The sequence below is a fragment of the Bradyrhizobium sp. UFLA03-84 genome (genome assembly GCF_002289535.1).
Classification (GTDB): Bacteria; Pseudomonadota; Alphaproteobacteria; order Rhizobiales; family Xanthobacteraceae; genus Bradyrhizobium; species Bradyrhizobium viridifuturi.
This window is the reverse complement of the sequence record NZ_NSJY01000013.1, coordinates 1,136,378-1,152,440: the sequence shown is the minus strand read 5'-3', so window position 1 is coordinate 1,152,440 and position 16,063 is coordinate 1,136,378. Positions and strand designations below refer to the sequence as shown.

Below are 16,063 nucleotides of genomic sequence, written 5' to 3'. Positions count from 1 at the left end.
TCAAGCCTGATACATCAGGAGATCGGCCAGCGGCTCACCCTGATGCAGCCGTTTGATGGCTTCCGCGAGCAGCGGCGCCGCCGAAATCACTTCAAGCTTCGCAAGCACCGGCCCCGGAGCAAGCCGGAACGGCGGAACAGTATCGGTCGCGATGATGCGATCGATCGATGCATCGGCCAGCGCCGTTTCAGCTCCCGGCATGAACAGGCCGTGGGCGACGCACGCAATCACGTTCTTGGCACCATGGGCACGCGTCGCTTTTGCGGCACGGACCAAAGTTCCGCCGCTGCTGATCAGATCGTCGACCACCACACAAAGCGCATCGGTCACCTCGCCGGCGAACAGATCTCCGGAGACGCGGCCTGAACTGCGATGCTTTTCGACAAAGGCCTTTCCTATTGGTCTCTGCAATGCGTTTTCCAGCGCCTCCCGCAACACCTCGGCCCGCTTTCCACCGCCCAAATCCGGAGAGACGACACTGATCGGCCCATCGCCCGCGATCGACCTGATCTTTCCAATCAGCAGTGGCGCGGTGGTGAGCGCGACGGACGGACAGCGAAATGCGTTCTCAAAGGCCGCCTCGTTATGCACATCGAGCGTGACGATCCGGCTTGTACCTACCGCCTCAAACAAGGATGCCAGGTAACGTATGGTGACGGGATCGTTCGCTTTCGTTCGACGATCCTTTCGGGCATAGCAAAGATATGGCGTGATCGCGGTCACGTTCGTGGCACCCGCGTCTTTCAGTGCGCCGATAAAGAACAGCAGGCGACAAAGCTTGTCGTTCGGACTCTGGTCCGGGCCGCCGTGAAGGCTGTGAACCACATAGACATCGCAACCGGCAACCGTATCGAGCGAACGAGCCTTGTGCTCGCCGTCTTCAAAGCTGCGTTCTTCGTGGGCTGCAAGCGTGCAGCCCAACGCGGTCGCGATTTTTCCGCCAAGCTCCGTGCTTCCGTTCAGCGCGAATAGACGCAGCCGATCACTCCGCGCCAACGCAGTCCGAGACGTCCACCTACTATCTGTCATAGGCGCTCCGCCAATCGTGACGAGGAAACACTTACGCCCGCAAGCTGTGTTTGCTCAGTACTCTCACCGTGCTCGCCTGCGGCCCCTTCTCCCCGCGTTCCTCGACGTAGCTGACACGTGAGCCGACGGCGATGTTCGAGCGACCTTCGAGAACACTGTTGCAGTTGAAGTAGATTTCCTGGCGGTCGGCGCCCTCAAGGAAGCCGAACTCACCGCTTGGATCGATCTGCACGACGGTCCCGACCGGCTCCCCTTCGTGGAACTTGGTCTGGCCGCGCATAAGGCGCACCTGGTCTTGCAACTGCCTGCGCGCTCGCTTGAACGCGTCGTCAACCGCAAAGGTCAGATCTGCGTACCGCTCATCCTTCTTGGGCGTTCGACCGACATTGACCTCGCGCCCTTCCGGAAGCGCCAGCCGGATGCTTACCTGATACTGACCACCTGTCTTGTGGCGATCACCGGGGCCTCGCACGACGATACGCCCCGCGGTCGCTCGACCATACTTGTCTTCCAGCTCGGAGATGTGCTGGTCAATGCTCGCTTGCAGGGCTTGGGTCGGGGTCAGATTCTCGAATTCAACTTGGGTCGGGGTCTGCATGACCTGCTCCTCCGATTGGGCTGTCGATCTGACCATGCCGGGCGCCAGTCTCCTTGAGCGAAATCAAACCGGCTCGATGACGAGGCGTCACGAGGCACTCTGCGCCCCTGCTCCTTTTTTCGCTCCCGCAGGAAACCTTGAGGCACGTCAAAGCCTGCCGACGCAGGGGCTGCGACTAATTGACGGCCCGCCTCTAATCCGGGAGCACGACATGAGCACGACAACGGGTGTGACTGCATTGGACCATACAGTCCAGGAAACGAACGTTTGGCTCAAAGCGATCGACCAGGAGCTGGCCTTGGAAAATCGCCACCACGCCTACAATGCGTTGCGAGCCGTCCTTCATGCGCTGCGCGATCGGTTGCCGCCGGAGGTCGCCGTCAAGTTCGGGGCCCAACTGCCGATCATGGTGCGCGGCATCTTCTATGAGGGATGGCATATGGCGGCGACCCCGACCAAAGAACGCCATCTCGAGGAGTTTGCGGAGCATATCCTTAGGGACCTTTCCCCGCAGTTTCCCATTGATCCGCTGATGACCGCCCGCGGCGTCTACGAAATTCTCTGGGAAAAGCTGGACCCAGGAGAATTCGGAAAGCTCATGGCCCACCTGCCGGCCCCGTTGCGGACTTTGCAGGACTGACCGGAGGGGGACGATTCATGCACAGTGACCGGCCGCGCGACGTCCTCATTCCGCCACTTGGGCTCGCGGGAACGCTGACGCTACCGGTCAACGCACGCGGTCTGATAGCCTTCGCGCATGGCAGCGGTTCTAGCCGGCTCAGCCCAAGGAATACTTTGGTTGCAAGGGCGCTGAATCATCGCGGCCTTGCGACACTGCTGTTCGATCTTCTCACGCCGCAGGAGGAGCAGGATCGCTCAAACGTCTTCAATATCGTCATGCTGGGAGATCGTTTGGTTGCGGCAATCGACTGGCTTCAAAGCCAGACATCAGCGATTGCCGATCTTCCGATCGGATTGTTCGGCGCCAGTACCGGCGCCGCAGCCGCCCTCATTGCGGCGGCGCGGCTCCCGGATCGAGTCGCCGCAGTGGTCTCGCGTGGCGGCCGTCCCGATCTGGCCGGCAACGCTCTGCCTCACGTCCGCGCGCCGACCCTGTTGATCGTGGGAGGCGCCGATAGCGGCGTCATCGGGCTCAACGAAGGCGCCCTCGCCCGTCTTCAGGAGCCGAAGGCCCTCGAAATCATTCCCGGCGCTACGCACCTGTTTCCCGAGCCAGGCGCAATGGATGCCGTCATCGAACATGCGAGCCGATGGTTTGAGCGATACTTGCACTCGCCGAGCTCGGTCCGCGCCGCAAGCCGGCAGAGCCAATAAACTGCTGTCGAACACCTTCGTAGACGGCTCCACGCTTCACCTGAGACAACGCCTTGCCTACTCGGCGCGCGAGCCGACAAAAACCTGTCCAGCACTCATCGCTGGCCCCGATCCAATGGCTGGCTGCACCGTGCCAGATTTGACCTGGATCATGATGGAGCCGCCCAGTCCCGTCACAATTTTTCCAGTCAGCTGGAGACGACTGTCATGACGAATATCATGGTGGCGACAGATGGTTCAAAGGGAGCTTGTCGCGCGATCGATGTGGCGGCAGATCTCGCCAGGGCATTGTCGTGCGATCTCCTGATCGTGACAGTTGCAGATCGCCTTCTGGGAGAAGAAGTGCGGCAACTGCCGCACACCGGAGCCAGCCCCAGCGATCTGCTGGAGGCCTTTACCGGTCAGACGCTGAAGGCCGCCGAAGCGCGTGCACGCGAGCTGGGGCTGTCCCGGATTGAAGTTCGGACCTGTTGGGGTGACGTCACCCAATGCTTGATCGATCTCGCCACCACGACCTCGGCCAGAATGATCGTCGTGGGCCGCCGCGGCCGCGGCCAGTTGGCGGGGCTGTTGCTCGGCAGCGTCTCACACAAGGTTGTCAGTCTCGCTCCCTGCGCAGTCGTCGTCGTCCCTTAGATTTCGATCGGGGGCGACGCAGCCCAACGTAGCCCCAGAGCGAGTTCGGAAGATTGAATCTGGGATGGCCTTTCGACGACGCACGCTTTCCAAAATTGCCAACTGATCGAACCAGATCCCGTCGTCCTGCCGGCAATCGCGATCGCGGCGCTGCGATCATGGCAGCTCTGCGCAAGCCTGGTGGAGAAGCCGCGACGACCTTAGCCAACGCATCCGCCGGCAATCAGCTTGAACGCTCTTGCCGCCCCGCCAGGATGAATACCGGCACCGAGGCAAGCTGGATCACGATCGAGAACGCGATCAGCGCAGCTCGCGAGTTTTCGTAGAGCAAGCCCGTCACGATGCTGCCTACGAGCCAGCCGACACCGTATCCCGCATAGTACAGCCCGAACGCGAAGTTGCGCTTTCCTTCGGGCAACAGCTTGGCGACGATCGCCTTGAGCAGCGTGTCCTGGGTCGCGTAGCCGACGCCCCAGAGCAGCATGCCGAACAGCACAAGCCAGAAGCCTCCCAAAAAGACGAAGGGCGAGAACGCGGCCGAGACGCATACGGCGCCGATCACGACCGGAAGCCCGACTCGATCGTAGGCCTTTCCGAAGGCGAGGTTCGCCAGCACACCGAAGGCGGTCGAGATCGCGAGCATCACCGGAATCCATTGCTCGGAGGCAATGTTCGCCTTGGACAGATGGTAGGAGATCAACTCGAAGCTCATGAGCCCGGCCGCGAACAGGGCGCCAGCCAGCATGTACAGCCAATAGGCCCGGCCGAAATCCTTGGCCGGCGCCGTGCGGCCCTGCTCAAGGCGCGACGGCAGCGGAAAGTTCACCCGGGCGACCACCAGCGCGACCAGCGCAGCCGCGGCCGAGATCGACAGGCAGGCGTAGCCGGTCCGAAAATCGCCCTTCAGCAGAAGCACCAGAGCGATGATGAGCGGCCCCAAGGTCGCGCCGGTCTCGTCGAGCGCGGTGTTCAGCGCGTACACCCATCCCTTGCCGAGCTCGCCCGTTGTGTAGGACAGCATCGCTTCGACGGTAGGCTTGCGGAGTGCCCGCCCTATCCGCTCCGCGAGGACGAGGGCGGCGGCGATCTGCCAGCTTCCGGCGAGCGCCATCGCCGGCACCGCGAATAGATTGATGACGTAGCCCAAGAACGTAATCAGCCAGTAGCGGCCTGTACGGTCCGCCGCATAGCCGGCCGGCAGGCGCAGCGCGTAGCCGAGAAACTCCCCGAGTCCTGCCGCGACGCTGATGATGGCGGCGCTGGCGCCGAGCGTCGCCATGAACGGTCCATTGATGCTGGCGCCGCCTTCGTAGGTGATATCGCCGAACAGGTTGACGACCCCGGTCGTCATCACGAAGAGAAATGCAGGTGAAGTGACCGACGGACGAGCCATGGATTTACGGAGCCCGATAAAGGTGCGCCGAAATGAAGTTCAAGGATCTGCTGAGCGGTTTCGTCCGGCTGCACGTCCTGCACCATGCCGCCGAGCATGAGATCTACGTCAGTGGATCATCGAAGAGCTCGCGCGGCACGGCTATGAGCTCAGCCCCGGAACACTGTATCCCCTTCTGAGCGCGATGGAACAGTGGGGCTACCTCAAATCCCGAAAGCAGCGCGAGGACCGCACCGCCCGGGAGTTTTATCGGGCCACGCCTTTGGGCAAGAAAGGGCTCGCGCTGGCCAGGCTCCGCGTCAAGGAATTCACCGGCGAGGCCATCGGGGGATAGGAACGGCCGTCCCACCCGGAAGTTACTTGCCTTCACCTGGACATCGACTATCGATATCGGGACCCGATAAGAGAACTGCTGGCTGCGGCGCAGCCTGGTGGAGGGGTCCCCGACATGCCGATAGACCGCCGTTCCCTGCTCGCCGGCGGGACACTCGTCCCTCTGGTCGGCCTGCAGAGCCGGATCGCACCCGCATTCGCCCAGGCCGACCAGATGAAGGCCGACTACACCTTGCGTATCGCGACGGGCCTCGCTGAATTGGCTCCGGAACACATCGTGTCGACGACACTCTACAATGGCCAGTTCCCGGGCCCGCTGCTGCGCTTCAAGGAAGGGCAGCGGACCGTCGTTGATGTCCACAACGATACCGACGTGCCGGAGCTGGTTCACTGGCACGGCCAGTTGATCCCGAGCGACGTCGACGGGGCGGCCGAGGAAGGCACGCCCTTCATCCCGCCGCATGGCATGCGGCGCATCTCGTTCGTGCCGAAGCCCGCCGGTTTTCGCTTCTATCACACGCACGTCGTGGCCGGCGGCGACCTTAATCGAGGGACGTACACGGGCCAGGTCGGCCCGGTCTACATCGAGCCCAAGAACGAGCCCGGCGCCTACGATCGCGAGGTGTTTCTGGTGCTCAAGGAGTTCGCACCGTCCTTCAGCCACGGCGGCGACATGGCAATGGACTTCCTTGCCGGTGAGGAAATCGGGGCGCTGAAGGATCTCGGCAGGAAATCCGACGATGAGGCCCAGGAGAAGACGAAGGGCTTCGAGGTCGGTTACGACCTCTTCTCGATCAACGGCAAGACGCTGGGACATGGCGAGCCCGTTCGCGTCAAACAGGGCGAACGTGTGCTGTTCCACGTCCTGAACGGCAGCGCCGGCGAGATCCGGAGCCTCGCGCTACCGGGGCACTCGTTCAAGATCGTCGCGCTCGACGGCAACCCCGTGCCGACGCCGAAGGACGTGCCGGTGCTCTGGCTCGGAACGGCCGAGCGCATCTCGGCGATCGTGGAGATGAATCATCCGGGCGTGTGGATATTGGGCGACCTCGCCGATGACGACCGCAAGCGCGGGATGGGAATCATCGTCGAGTACGCCGGCGCCAAGGGTAAGCCGCAATGGGCCAAGCCGAAGCCCTACAAGTGGGATTACACGCAGTTCGGCAAGCCCGACGCGTTGCCGGCCAAGCCGGATGAGACGATGGAGTTCACCATCGTCAAGCGCAACGGTGCGCTGAACGGCTTCAATCAGTGGACGCTCAACGGCGAGGCATTCTCGATGGAGATGATGAAGCCGACGCGCAAGGTGCGCGAGGGGCGGCGCTATCGCCTGAAGTTCCGGAATGCGAGCGACGACATCCACCCGCTGCACCTCCACCGTCACAGCTTTGAGCTGGTGCGGGTCGGCGGCAAGCCGACTGCCGGCGTGCTCAAGGACGTCGTCATGCTCGCCGGCTTCCAGGAGATCGAGTTCGACTTCGTCGCCGATAATCCGGGAGCGACGCTCTTCCACTGCCATCAGCAACTGCACATGGACTTTGGTTTCATGGCCCTGTTCAACTATGCGTGACGCAACGGCATCCCCCCGAAACAACAACCGTCGCCGTCCGCCGCGACGATAGCGCAAGTGCGTCCGATGCTCCCGGCGGTCACGCGGCGACGCCGACTACAGATTTAACCTTGCGAGGTGAAGCCGTCGAACGAGCCATTCTTGGCGAGGTTCAGCATCGGCACGGCCGGCCAAATGCCTTTGGCCGTGAACACCCCATACCGATTGCCGAAATTATTGCAGATGCTTAGCTACAAGAACGCTTCCCAGCGTGGCTCGATAGATCATCCGCGGCGATCCATGCTCGCGCGGCCACCAGCAGATTCTCAAGGAAATGCGGATCCGCATGCGGCACGAAGCGATCGAAGCATTCGATCGTGGTGCTCGCAAACAAGCCGGCGCGCGTATAGGGCTCGCCGGCGAGGAACGCCTCGACCGCCGCACGGCTATCGTGCCGCAGGATCAGGAACATGCCTTCGACCGCGCCGTCGGGCGAGACCAGCGCGCCGCCCTGCTCCAGAAAGCGGCGATTGGCGATCATGTATTCGACATGGACGTCACGGATGTGCAGCCGCTCCTCCGCGCCGCCGGACCGGTAAAGACAACGTACGACCGTCAGCATGACCTTGCTACGCCGCTCCCCTGCTCGGCCCGGCGAACGGCGCACGAATCGCATCGAACTGCGCGAGCAGATTCTGCCGCTCGCGCTCGACGGCATCGAGGCTCCTGGCCTTGACGTGGCCAAACCCCCTGATCTTCTCGGGAAGCGCCGCGAGCCGCACCGCCGTATCGAGCGTCGCCGGTGACAGGCCGGCCAGCAACCGTTCCACCAAGGCCCGATAATCGCGGATCAGCCTGCGTTCGGTCTTGCGCTCCTCGGTGTAGCCAAAGAGATCGAAGGGCGTGCCGCGCAGGAATTTTAGCGATGCGAGCGGGCCAAACAGTCGCATCATCCATGGGCCGAAGCTGAGCTTGCGCGGCGCGGCACCGTTTGGGCCGGGCTTCGCAATGAAGGGCGGCGCAAGGTGAAACCGCAGGGTGACGTCGCCCTCGAACTGGTGCTTCAGCGCGGCCGCAAACTCCGGTGACCGATAAAGCCGGGCGACCTCGTATTCGTCCTTGTAAGCCATCAGCTTGAAGAGATTGTTCGCGACCGCACGCGTGAGCGGCAGATCGGCGCCGAGGCCGGTTCGCTGCTCGGCCGCGGCGCATCGCTCGATGAAGGCGCGGTATGGCGCTGCATAGGCCGCGTTCTGGTAGTCGGCCAGTTGCGACGCGCGCCGTTCGAGCAGCGCCCGCCAATCCTCCGCCTGCGCCGGCACGACCACGGCCGGCGCCGCCTGCCCGCCACCGGCGGCAACGACGCGGCCGAAGGCGAACGCACGCCGATTGGCGTCGATCGCAACGCCATTGAGTGCGATCGCCTGCGAGAGCGCCGCCTCGCTGACCGGGATCAGTCCCTGCTGCCAGGCATGCCCGATCAGGAACATGTTGACGCCGGTGCTGTCGCCGAACTCCTGCTGCACGCGCGCATGCGCGTCGAAGCTGGTCAACATCTCTCGCGCGCCAGCATGGCGCACCTTCTGCAGCAGCTCATCCGTGCGAGGATCGAAATCCGGGTTGCGGGTGAATTCCGCCGTCGACCCGATATGCGTATTGGCGAGCACCCGCGTCGCGCCATGGCGAATGGTGCCGAGGCTGTCGGGCAGGCACCCGACGATAAGGTCACCCATGATCACCGCATCGGCCTCGCCCCAATCGATGCGAGGCTGGTTGATCTCTGTCCCGGCTCGGCCGAGCCGCAGATGACACATCACCGAGCCGCCTTTCTGTGCCAGCGCCGTGAAGTCGAGCTCGGCGACCGCGAGATGATCGAGATGCGCCGCCATCGCGACGATCGCGCCGACCGTGATGATACCGCTGCCGCCGACACCTGCGATGAGCAGGTTGTGCGGACGATTCGAAGGGATTGCCAGCTTCGGCTTCGTGAGTTGCTCGGCCCGCGCGATCCAGTCCGTGCCGGACGCTTGCCGCTTGCGCAGCTTGCCGCCGCTCACGGAGACAAAGCTCGGGCAGAAGCCGTCGACGCAGGAAAAATCCTTGTTGCAGGAGGTCTGGTCGATCGCCCGCTTGAGGCCGAGCTCAGTTTCGAACGGAACGATCGACAGGCAGTTGGAGGCCTGGCCGCAATCGCCGCAGCCTTCGCAGACGGCGCTGTTGATGAACATGCGCTTGTCAGGATCGGGATAAGTTCCTTTCTTGCGGCGGCGGCGCTTCTCAGCCGCGCAGGTCTGATCGTAGATCAGCACGGTGACGCCCTTGATGGTGCGCAGCTCGCGCTGGATCGCGTCAAGCTCATGGCGGTCATGCACGGTGACGTCAGGTTCCAGCGCGACTTTGGCATAGCGGCCGACATCGTCGGTCGCGACCACCACCTTCTTGGCGCCCTCGCTCAGCATCTGGCGAGCGATCTGCGGTACGGTGAGCTGGCCGTCGACGGGCTGCCCGCCGGTCATCGCCACCGCGTCATTGAACAGGATTTTGTACGTGACGTTGTTGCCGGCTGCGATCGATTGCCGGATCGCAAGATAGCCGGAATGAAAATAGGTCCCCTCGCCCATGTTCTGGAACACATGCGGCGTCGCGGTGAATCCGGACTGTCCGACCCAGTCGACGCCCTCGGCCCCCATCTGGGTGAGGCCGGAGGTCTGCCGGTCCATCCAGCTCGCCATGTAATGGCAGCCGACTCCGGCAAGCGCGACGCTGCCTTCGGGCACTCTGGTCGAGGAATTATGCGGGCATCCCGAACAGAAATAAGGCAGGCGGCGCATGCCGTCAGCCGCGTTGCTGAGCGCTGGAGGCTTTTCGAACAAGGCCGCGGCATCCGCCGGCGCAAGGTCGGGCCGGATCGCCGCCAGCCATTTCGACAAGGGCGCCAGCAGCGATGACGGCCGATGCTGGCCGAGCGCGGAAATCAGCGGTGCGCCGCCGAGATCGTGGCGGCCGGCGACGCTCGGCCTGACATCCGCCGGACGATTGAACAGGATCTCCTTGATCTGGCCTTCGACGAGGCTGGTCTTCTCCTCGACGACGAGGATGTGCTTCAGTCCGGTGGAAAACGCTTCAAAGCCCTCGCGATCGAGCGGGAAGACAAGGCCGGGCTTCCAGATGCGCACGCCCTGCTCCGCCAGGCGCTGCGGTGACAGGCCGGCACGCGACAAGGCTTCCATCAAATCGAGCGCGGTCTTGCCGACGGCGACGATGCCGATGTCGGCGCGCGGCGCGCCGATCAGAAGCCGGTCCAGCGGATTGGCGCGCGCAAAGGCCGAGATCGCCTCGAGCCGGCGCATCATGCGAAGCTCGATCGCCGGCGTGAGGAAGTCGCGCGTGCCGTAACCCAGGTCCTCGCGCGCCAGGTTCTCGCCTGCCGAAACGGCAAAGCGTGGCAAAGCTTCGGCCGCAAAGCTGCGGCTGCTCTCGACTGCCTCCGAGATCGCCTTGAACGCGACCCAGGCGCCGGAGAAGCGCGAGGCGGCCCAGCCCCACAGGCCGAACGGCACATATTCGTCCACGCTTGCGGGATGGATGATCGGCAAGCTCCACCCCATCAGCGAATTGTCGCTGGCATTCGGAATGCTCGACGATGTCGCGGCATGATCATCACCGACCACGAGCAGCACGCCGCCGTTATTCGAGGCACCGGCCGCATGACCGTGCCGGATGGCATCGCCGGCGCGGTCGACGCCGGGCCCCTTGCCGTACCAGAGCGCGAACACGCCATCGACCGTGCGGTGAGGATCGCTGCCGACGCGCTGCGTGCCGGCGACTGCGGTCGCGGCGAGATCCTCGTTGACCGCCGGAAGGAACCTGATCTCGTGCTGTGCAAGCGCCGCCTTGCTACGCCACAATTCGGTGTCGACGCCGGCGAGCGGCGAGCCGCGATAGCCGCTGATGAAGCCTGCCGAGCGGATGTTGTCACGGCGATCGGCGAGCCGCTGCATGATCATCATCCGCACCATCGCCTGCGTACCCGATGCAAAGACACGCCCCTCAGGCCTGGTGACGGCATCTTCGAGTCGATAGTCGAGATCGACGCTGGCTTGGCTGGGTTCGAGAAGAGTCATGACGAGCTGCTCTGTTCGTTGTTGGCGCGGGGCTTCCCCGCGCATCACGCCGGTTACTGATAGGGACGGTAAGCCCCGGCATCCAGGATCTTGCCGGGGTTCATGATGTTGCGCGGATCGAGCGCGCGCTTCATCGCGGCAAGCGCCATCATCGCCTCGCCGCGCTCGGCCGCGAGATAGCCGATCTTGCCGGTGCCGATGCCGTGCTCGCCGGTGCAGGTGCCGCCGACGGCGTGGGCACGCGCGACCATCCGGCCGTTCAGCTCGGCGACGCGCGCCTGCTCATCCTGATTGTCAGGCTCGACCAGGATGCAAAGGTGGAAATTGCCGTCGCCGACATGGCCGCACATCGGCGCGATCAGGCCGAGCTCGGCGACATCCTCCTGCGTCCTGGCAATAACGTCGGGCAGCGCCGAAATCGGCACGCAAATATCGGTCGGGACGCCCTGCGAGCCCGGCCGCAGCGCCAGCGCCGCCCACCAGATATCATGACGCGCCTGCCAGAGCCGGTTGCGCGCCTCCGTTGCCGTGGCCCAGCGGAAGTCACCGCCGCCGTGCTCTTTCGCGATCTCGGCCATCAGCTCGACCTGCTCGTCGACGGCGCGATCCGTGCCGTGAAACTCGAGGAACAGGGTCGGGCAAGCCGCCAGATCGAGCATGGAATAGCGGTTACAGGCCTCGACCTGCAGCGCATCCAGTAGCTCGGCACGTGCCAGCGGGATCGCGCTCTGCAACGCAGCCACCACGGCCGATACCGCGGCCCGCACGGTCGGAAACGCGCAGACCGCAGCGGCGATGCGTTGCGGAACCGGCGCGAGCCGTAGCGTCACTTCCGTGATGATGCCGAGCGTTCCCTCGGCGCCGACGAAGAGGCGCGTCAGGTCGTAACCGGCAGAGGATTTACGCGCTCTAGTCCCTGTCTCGACCACCTGGCCGTCGGCGAGCACCACCACAAGCGACATCACGACATCCCGCATCGTTCCGTAGCGAACGGCATTGGTCCCGGAGGCCCGGGTCGAAGCCATGCCGCCGATCGACGCATCGGCTCCGGGATCGACGGGGAAGAACAGCCCGGTGTCGCGCAGCGAGGTGTTGAGAGTCTTGCGCGTGACGCCTGCCTCCACCGTACAGTCGAGATCATCGGGCGAGACCCGCAGGATACGGTTCATCCCCGAGAGATCGATGGTGAGACCACCCTGCTCTGCGCTGATCTGCCCCTCGGTCGAGGTGCCGGTGCCGAACGGCACGATCGCGCAGCGATGCTCATGACAGATCCGCACGGCATCGACGACATCCGCGGCCGCGCGCGCAAACAGCACCGCGTCGGGCAGCTCGGTGCGATGCGCGGTGACTCCGGTGGCGTGATGGCGGCGGATCGCCTCAACGGTCGAGAGCTGGTCGCCGAAGCGTGCGCCGAGGCAGGCGATCGCCTGCATGGTGTGGCGTTTCATCATCGTCTCCCCGACAGGCGTTGGCGGCCATCATCGGCATGCGCCATCGATCCGCCGAGATAGGCGTCGATGACGCGAGGGTCGGCCGCGATCTCGGCGGCCTTGCCGGCAAGATGAACGGCGCCGTTCTCCAACACATAGGCGCGATCTGAGATGCGCAGCGCGGCGCGCGCGTTCTGCTCGATCAGCAGGATCGAGACACCGTCGTCCTTCAAACGCTGGATGATGCGGAACATCTCGGCGACGATCATCGGCGCAAGTCCGAGACTCGGCTCGTCGAGCATCAGGAACGAGGGACCCAGCATCAGCGCGCGGCCGAGCGCCAGCATCTGCCGCTCGCCGCCGCTCAAGGTGTCGGCGCGCTGGTCGCGCCGCTCGGCAAGGCGCGGAAACAGCGCAAAGACCTCGGCAACCCGTGACGCCATGTCGAATCCGGCCTCGCGGCGCAGCGCGAAAGCGCCGAGCTTGAGGTTGTCGAGCACGCTCATCGGCCCGAACAGGTCGCGCGTCTCCGGCACCAGCGAGATGCGCGCCCGGATCCGGGCCTCGATCGAGCGCGACGCCTCGGGCAAGGCCGGGAAGGCAAGGCTGCCTTGAAAGGGAATGAGGCCCATGATCGCATTCACCAGCGATGTCTTCCCGGCGCCGTTCGGGCCGATCACCGTCGTCACCTCGCCGGCGCGGGCTTCGAGCGAAACATCGTTTACCGCGAGCAGCCGGCCATAGCGGACCGAGAAGCGCTCGAGCTTGAGAAGCGCCGTCATGCCGCCGCTCCGAGATAGGCTTCCTGCACACCGGTGTCGGCACGCACCTCCTCCGGACGGCCGACGGCGATGCGGCGGCCGAAATTCATCACCATCAGCCGATCGGCCAGGCTGAACACGAAATCCATGTCGTGCTCGACCAGTACGATCGCGAGGCCTTCGGCGCGCAGCTCGGCCAGGAGATCCGCAAGGACCGCCTTCTCATTCGTGCGCAGCCCGGCGGCGGGCTCGTCGAGCAGGAGCAACACCGGATCGGCTGCGAGCGCGCGGGCGATCTCCACCAGGCGCTGATGGCCGAGCGACAGATTCCCTGCGAGCTCGAAGGCCTTGTCCGCAAGGCCGACGCGATCGAGCAGATGCATCGACCATCCCAGCAATTGCCGCTCCTCGACTCGATCGAGCCGAAGCGAACTGGCGAAGAGACCGCGCCGGCCCAGATGCGTGGCTCCGATCGCCACGTTCTCCAGAACCGTCATGTCCTGCACCAGCGCGGCATGCTGAAACGTTCGCGACAGGCCGCGCCGGCACATGTCGCGCGCACTTGCTTTCGACAACGGGCTGCCGAGAAAGCTGAGCTCTCCCTTGCTGCGCGAGAGGGCACCGCTGATCAGGTTGAACAGCGTAGACTTGCCGGCGCCGTTCGGGCCGAGGATACCGAGGATCTCGCCGCCTTTGACGTCGAAACTGATGTCGTCGACGGCCAGGAGGCCACCGAAGCTTCGCCGCAGGCGGCCTGCCGAGAGCACGGTCAGGCCATGTTCCGGCTTGGCACGGCGGCGCGGCATGATAGCCGGCTCGATGCCGGCCACGGGCGCAATAGCCGTCGCGAATCTCTGCTCCAGGAACGGCCAGAGGCCTCTGCGCGCTTTCTGCAGCACCACGATCATGATCGCCGCGAATACCAGCAGCTCTAGTCGCGTGGTGGGCCCGAATACGAATTTGAGGAGATCCTGCAGCTCGTGTTTGATGATCGTCACGAGCCCGGCGCCGAGCAGCGCGCCCCATAGTTGACCGCTGCCGCCGATCACGGTCATGAAGAGATAGTCGATGCTGGCGGTCAGCCCGAACGGCGTCGGGCTGAGGAAGCGCTGCACATGGGCGTAGAGCCAGCCTGCGACCGCGCCAATGACCGCGGCGAGAACGAAGGCCATCAGGCGATAGTGGTGGGCATTGGCGCCGAAGGTCTCGGCGATCACGGGACCGCTCCGCAGCGAGCGCAGGACGCGCCCGGTCCGCGACGAAAGAAGTTGCCGGCACCAGGCGATCACCAGTACCAACATCACGAGCACGAGATAATAGGTCTGCCGCTCGCTGCGCAGCTCGAAGCCCGCGACACTGACGGGTGCAATCCCGGTCAGGCCGTTGAAGCGCCCGAGCATCTCCGAATTGCCGACCAGGAAGTAGAAGCTGATGCCGAAGCAGAGCGTCGCCAGCGCGAGATAATGTCCGCTCATGCGCACGGTGATGGCGCCGATCAAGCCGGCTGCAAGGGCCGCGGCGATCACCGCGCAGGCAAGCCCGATCCAGGCCGGCCAGCCGAGCTGCGAGGACAGATAGCCCGACACATAGGCGCCGAGCCCGACAAAGGCGGCATGGCCGAACGAGACCATGCCGGCGATGCCGGTCATCAGCACCAGGCCAAGACAGGCGACGGCGGCGATCATCACATAGGTGACGACCGCGACCTGATAGGTCGGCAAGACCAGCGGAGATAGAGCGGCCAGCGCCAGCGCGATCGAGGGCGCGAAACGGACCAGGGCGCGGGTCATTCGAGGCCATCCTCCGGCGCAAGCGTAGAGACGGAGCGCCAGAACAGCACGGGAATGATGAGGAGAAAGACGATGACGTCGCGATAGGCACTCGCCCAGAAGGAGGCAAAGGCTTCGACCGTGCCGACCAGAAGCGCTCCGGCGGCGGCAAGCGGATAGACTGCCATGCCGCCGACGATCGCGCCGACAAAGCCCTTCAAACCGAGGATGAAGCCGGAATCGTAGTAGAGCGTCGTCGTCGGCCCGACCAAAAGGCCAGAGACCGCCGCGGCAAGGCCCGCCAGCACGAACACGGTCCGGCCTGCGGCGACCGTGCTGATACCGACGATCTCCGCGCCACGCCGGTTGTGGGCCGCCGCGAGCAGCGCGCGGCCGCGCAGCGAAAAGCGGAAGAAGATATAGAGCGCGGCCACGACCACGACGCTGCTGGCGAGCACGCCGGCCGCTTGCGACGTCACGATCATGCCAAACAGGGCGAACGGCGAACCGGAAAAGCCTTCCGTACGCACGCCTTCCGGGCCGAAGACATGCAGTCCGATGCTGTTCAGCCCGAGATGCGTTGCGATCGCGGCGATCAGCAGCACCAGTGGCGAAGCCGCCGCCATCGGCTGGAACACGATCCGGTAGATCAACGCGCCGAGGCAGGTGATCAGGGCCGCGCTGACTGCCATCTTCCAGAACAGCGGCGCGCTTTTCGGTACCAGAAACAGCGCCGCCAGGATGACGACGGCCGGGATGACGCCGAAACGCAGCACGGACCGCACGGCACGGGCGCGATCCCGCTGCCGTGCCGCCTCAATCATCTCAAGCGACAGCGCGCCGGCCGCCGCGAAGGCCACGATCCATACCGTGCCAGGCCGCTGGCCGGCCTCGAAGGCGGACAAGGTGAGCGCCGTGAACGCGACCAGATCGCCTTGCGGCACGAAGATCACGCGGGTGACCGAAAACACCAGCACCAGCGCGGTCGCCAGCAGAGTGTAGATCGCACCGTTGACCAGTCCGTCCTGCAGCAGGATCAGCGCAACATCCGTATTCATGCCGCCTTATCCGATTGTTGAAGGCGCGCGAAGGGCACCCGTCCT

At 64.5% G+C, this 16,063-nt stretch carries 15 protein-coding genes; 6 read left to right on the top strand and 9 right to left on the bottom strand.

Going from position 1 to position 16,063, the window contains the following annotated elements; translation table 11 throughout:
* Both CK489_RS19585 and CK489_RS19580 read right to left on the bottom strand, forming a co-directional pair.
* A complete protein-coding gene (locus CK489_RS19585) occupies positions 1-996 on the bottom strand; it encodes a ribose-phosphate diphosphokinase (protein WP_095733360.1) in 996 nt (331 codons plus the stop codon).
* Positions 997-1,060: 64 nt separating this feature from the next.
* On the bottom strand, positions 1,061-1,627 hold the full coding sequence (locus CK489_RS19580) for an HPF/RaiA family ribosome-associated protein (protein WP_095733722.1): 567 nt from the start codon (positions 1,625-1,627) through the stop codon (positions 1,061-1,063).
* 211 nt (positions 1,628-1,838) lie between these two features.
* On the opposite strand from CK489_RS19580, the gene CK489_RS19575 reads away from it, so the two are divergent.
* From CK489_RS19575 to CK489_RS19565, 3 genes are all read left to right on the top strand, one after another.
* A complete protein-coding gene (locus tag CK489_RS19575) occupies positions 1,839-2,267 on the top strand; it encodes a DUF2267 domain-containing protein (protein WP_050631650.1) in 429 nt (142 codons plus the stop codon).
* A 17-nt stretch (positions 2,268-2,284) separates the two neighbouring features.
* A complete protein-coding gene (locus CK489_RS19570) occupies positions 2,285-2,962 on the top strand; it encodes a dienelactone hydrolase family protein (protein ID WP_095733359.1) in 678 nt (225 codons plus the stop codon).
* A gap of 207 nt (positions 2,963-3,169) precedes the next feature.
* Positions 3,170-3,598, top strand: a complete 429-nt coding sequence (locus tag CK489_RS19565) for a universal stress protein (protein ID WP_095733358.1) — start codon at positions 3,170-3,172, stop codon at positions 3,596-3,598.
* 223 nt (positions 3,599-3,821) lie between these two features.
* On the opposite strand, the gene CK489_RS19560 is transcribed toward CK489_RS19565, so the two are convergent.
* Positions 3,822-4,949: an MFS transporter gene (locus tag CK489_RS19560; RefSeq protein WP_143278198.1), complete on the bottom strand. Its 1,128-nt coding sequence runs from the start codon at positions 4,947-4,949 to the stop codon at positions 3,822-3,824.
* 74 nt (positions 4,950-5,023) lie between these two features.
* Here CK489_RS19560 and CK489_RS42930 point away from each other — a divergent pair, with 74 nt between their 5' ends.
* The 3 genes from CK489_RS42930 to CK489_RS19550 all read left to right on the top strand — a co-directional run bounded on the left by CK489_RS42930 (position 5,024) and on the right by CK489_RS19550 (position 6,894).
* A complete protein-coding gene (locus CK489_RS42930; RefSeq protein WP_283807283.1) occupies positions 5,024-5,170 on the top strand; it encodes a hypothetical protein in 147 nt (48 codons plus the stop codon).
* Positions 5,107-5,325 (top strand): PadR family transcriptional regulator, encoded by a 219-nt coding sequence (locus CK489_RS42780; RefSeq protein ID WP_502694135.1) that lies wholly within the window; start codon positions 5,107-5,109, stop codon positions 5,323-5,325. Before CK489_RS42930 ends, CK489_RS42780 begins: the two co-directional genes overlap by 64 nt.
* A 114-nt stretch (positions 5,326-5,439) precedes the next feature.
* Entirely contained in the window at positions 5,440-6,894 is a 1,455-nt protein-coding gene (locus CK489_RS19550) for a multicopper oxidase family protein (RefSeq protein WP_095733357.1), read from the top strand.
* Positions 6,895-7,120: 226 nt separating this feature from the next.
* Here the strand turns inward: CK489_RS19550 and CK489_RS19545 are convergent, their stop codons facing one another.
* The 6 genes from CK489_RS19545 to CK489_RS19520 are packed head-to-tail and all read right to left on the bottom strand — an operon-like array spanning position 7,121 to position 16,018.
* The gene (locus tag CK489_RS19545) at positions 7,121-7,495 is read right to left on the bottom strand and encodes a YciI family protein (RefSeq protein WP_158226475.1); all 375 of its coding nucleotides are present in this window, start codon (positions 7,493-7,495) and stop codon (positions 7,121-7,123) included.
* A gap of 7 nt (positions 7,496-7,502) precedes the next feature.
* Positions 7,503-10,997 (bottom strand): indolepyruvate ferredoxin oxidoreductase family protein, encoded by a 3,495-nt coding sequence (locus tag CK489_RS19540; RefSeq protein ID WP_095733355.1) that lies wholly within the window; start codon positions 10,995-10,997, stop codon positions 7,503-7,505.
* Positions 10,998-11,050: 53 nt separating this feature from the next.
* Complete coding sequence (locus tag CK489_RS19535; protein ID WP_244486359.1) at positions 11,051-12,448, bottom strand: FAD-binding oxidoreductase; 1,398 nt, start codon at positions 12,446-12,448, stop codon at positions 11,051-11,053.
* A complete protein-coding gene (locus CK489_RS19530; RefSeq protein WP_095733354.1) occupies positions 12,448-13,212 on the bottom strand; it encodes an ABC transporter ATP-binding protein in 765 nt (254 codons plus the stop codon). The genes CK489_RS19535 and CK489_RS19530 overlap by 1 nt, the downstream gene beginning before the upstream one ends.
* On the bottom strand, positions 13,209-14,981 hold the full coding sequence (locus CK489_RS19525) for a branched-chain amino acid ABC transporter ATP-binding protein/permease (RefSeq protein ID WP_095733353.1): 1,773 nt from the start codon (positions 14,979-14,981) through the stop codon (positions 13,209-13,211). The genes CK489_RS19530 and CK489_RS19525 overlap by 4 nt, the downstream gene beginning before the upstream one ends.
* On the bottom strand, positions 14,978-16,018 hold the full coding sequence (locus tag CK489_RS19520; protein WP_095733352.1) for a branched-chain amino acid ABC transporter permease: 1,041 nt from the start codon (positions 16,016-16,018) through the stop codon (positions 14,978-14,980). Before CK489_RS19520 ends, CK489_RS19525 begins: the two co-directional genes overlap by 4 nt.
* Positions 16,019-16,063 lie beyond the last annotated feature (45 nt).

What these genes read in the sequence shown, in the direction of transcription:
- CK489_RS19545 (WP_158226475.1), bottom strand. Translation starts at nt 7,495, where the DNA reads ATGCTGACGGTCGTACGTTGTCTTTACCGGTCCGGCGGCGCGGAGGAG.
- CK489_RS19540 (WP_095733355.1), bottom strand. Translation starts at nt 10,997, where the DNA reads ATGACTCTTCTCGAACCCAGCCAAGCCAGCGTCGATCTCGACTATCGA.
- CK489_RS19580 (WP_095733722.1), bottom strand. Translation starts at nt 1,627, where the DNA reads ATGCAGACCCCGACCCAAGTTGAATTCGAGAATCTGACCCCGACCCAA.
- CK489_RS19550 (WP_095733357.1), top strand. Translation starts at nt 5,440, where the DNA reads ATGCCGATAGACCGCCGTTCCCTGCTCGCCGGCGGGACACTCGTCCCT.
- CK489_RS19575 (WP_050631650.1), top strand. Translation starts at nt 1,839, where the DNA reads ATGAGCACGACAACGGGTGTGACTGCATTGGACCATACAGTCCAGGAA.
- CK489_RS19535 (WP_244486359.1), bottom strand. Translation starts at nt 12,448, where the DNA reads ATGAAACGCCACACCATGCAGGCGATCGCCTGCCTCGGCGCACGCTTC.
- CK489_RS19565 (WP_095733358.1), top strand. Translation starts at nt 3,170, where the DNA reads ATGACGAATATCATGGTGGCGACAGATGGTTCAAAGGGAGCTTGTCGC.
- CK489_RS19570 (WP_095733359.1), top strand. Translation starts at nt 2,285, where the DNA reads ATGCACAGTGACCGGCCGCGCGACGTCCTCATTCCGCCACTTGGGCTC.
- CK489_RS19530 (WP_095733354.1), bottom strand. Translation starts at nt 13,212, where the DNA reads ATGACGGCGCTTCTCAAGCTCGAGCGCTTCTCGGTCCGCTATGGCCGG.
- CK489_RS42930 (WP_283807283.1), top strand. Translation starts at nt 5,024, where the DNA reads ATGAAGTTCAAGGATCTGCTGAGCGGTTTCGTCCGGCTGCACGTCCTG.
- CK489_RS19560 (WP_143278198.1), bottom strand. Translation starts at nt 4,949, where the DNA reads ATGACGACCGGGGTCGTCAACCTGTTCGGCGATATCACCTACGAAGGC.
- CK489_RS19520 (WP_095733352.1), bottom strand. Translation starts at nt 16,018, where the DNA reads ATGAATACGGATGTTGCGCTGATCCTGCTGCAGGACGGACTGGTCAAC.
- CK489_RS19525 (WP_095733353.1), bottom strand. Translation starts at nt 14,981, where the DNA reads ATGACCCGCGCCCTGGTCCGTTTCGCGCCCTCGATCGCGCTGGCGCTG.